Origin of the sequence: Streptomyces sp. UNOB3_S3 (genome assembly GCF_020740895.1) — a bacterium.
Lineage (GTDB): Bacteria > Actinomycetota > Actinomycetes > Streptomycetales > Streptomycetaceae > Streptomyces.
The window spans coordinates 1-1,563 of the sequence record NZ_JAILXP010000671.1 but is presented as its reverse complement, the minus strand read 5'-3'; the positions used below and the strand labels follow the sequence as shown (position 1 = coordinate 1,563).

The 1,563-nt window shown below is 72.2% G+C and carries 3 protein-coding genes; 2 read left to right on the top strand and 1 reads right to left on the bottom strand.

The window, feature by feature from the left end; genetic code table 11:
• A partial coding sequence (locus tag K6I33_RS34900) for an AraC family transcriptional regulator (RefSeq protein WP_229358806.1) occupies positions 1–535 on the top strand: 535 nt, incomplete at its 5' end.
• 10 nt (positions 536–545) lie between these two features.
• On the top strand, positions 546–857 hold the full coding sequence (locus K6I33_RS34895) for a chorismate mutase (RefSeq protein WP_229358805.1): 312 nt from the start codon (positions 546–548) through the stop codon (positions 855–857).
• A 127-nt stretch (positions 858–984) separates the two neighbouring features.
• Here K6I33_RS34895 and K6I33_RS34890 read toward each other — a convergent pair whose 3' ends face one another.
• Positions 985–1,539, bottom strand: coding sequence for a F0F1 ATP synthase subunit B (locus tag K6I33_RS34890; protein ID WP_229358804.1), 555 nt, complete (start codon positions 1,537–1,539; stop codon positions 985–987).
• Positions 1,540–1,563: the final 24 nt, after the last annotated feature.

Here is a 1,563-nt window from a genome sequence, read left to right as displayed (position 1 = left end):
CACCGACACCACCGCCGCCCGCGCCGCCGTCACCCGCATCGCCCGCGCCGCCCGCCGCGGCAACCCCCACCTCGAAGTCGAGACCTCCGCCGCCGTCCACGAACTCCTCGTCGCCCTGCGCCGCTCCCGCGCCGACACCACCGGCGACACCGACCCCCTCCTCCACGCCCTCGCCCGCGACGCCTTCCTCCCGCTGTCCGTCGCCCAGCACGCCGCCCGCCACGGCATGACCCCCGCCGAACTGCGCACCGCCGTCCGCCGTGGCGCCGGATGCAGCCCCAAGGACTACCTCCTCGGCATCCGCCTCGGCCGCGCCAAGGAGCTCCTCGCCGCCACCGAGCTCCCCGTCGCCGCCGTCGCCCGCCGGGTCGGCTACACCGACCCCGCCTACTTCAGCCGCATCTTCACCCGAAGGGTGGGCACCGCCCCCGTCCGCTTCCGCGAACGCCAGGGCAGGTCCGTACCGGGCGGCTGGAGCGGCACCGTCCCCGATCCGGAGCACCCACCGGTCATCGGACCACGCCCGTCCGCATAGGGTCGTCACCGTGGAGAAGAACAACAACGTCATCGACGAGTCCGTACGCGCCGAGCTGGGCCGGCTGCGCGACAGCATCGACAACATCGACGCGGCGGTGATCCACATGCTCGCCGAACGGTTCAAGTGCACCCAGCAGGTCGGCCACCTCAAGGCCGAGCACAGGCTGCCGCCCGCCGACCCCGCCCGCGAGGCCCGCCAGATCGCCCGGCTGCGCGAGCTCGCCGAGAACGCCAAGCTCGACCCGGCCTTCGCCGAGAAGTTCCTGAACTTCATCATCGCCGAGGTCATCCGCCACCACGAGACCATCGCCCGTGCCTGACCCACCTGGCCTACGGGCCTCACCGGGCCCGGCCCGGCCCGCGGACAGCCCGGCCCGGAGACGACAAAAGGCTCCCGCACCCCCTCACAGGGGCGCGGGAGCCTTAAGGCCTATGGCTCTGCTGTCGTCAGCCGCGCGCTTCGCCCGCCGCCGCGTCCGACGCCTTCGCCGTCCGCAGGTCCTCCAGGTAACGGTCGACGACGCCGCTCTGCCGGGCGTAGTCCGTCATCGACTCGCCGACGATCTTGCCCGCCAGATCCGTGGCCAGCGAGCCCACCTGCTCACGCAGCTCGGCCTCGGCCACCGCGCGCTCGGCGTCGATCACCGCGTGACCCGCGGAGATGATCTCCTCACGCTGACGCTGACCCTCGGCACGCAGCTCGGCGATGATCGCGTTGCCCTGCTCGACGGACTCCTGGCGCAGCCGGGCCGCCTCGTGACGGGCCTCCGCCAGCAGCTCCTGGTACTCGGCGTGGACCCGCGCCGCCTCGGCGCGCGTCTCCTCCGCCTCGTCCATCCGGCCGTCGGTGGCCTGCTCGCGCTCGACGAGGACCTTGTTGATCCGGGGAAGGATCGCCTTCGCCATCACGGCGAAGACGATGAAGAACAGCACCAGGCCCAGAGCGAGCGGGGCGAGATCGGGCTTCAGGGGCCCTACGTCGAGAGCGAAAGTCATGGCCATGGTGTGCACATTACCTTGCGGCAC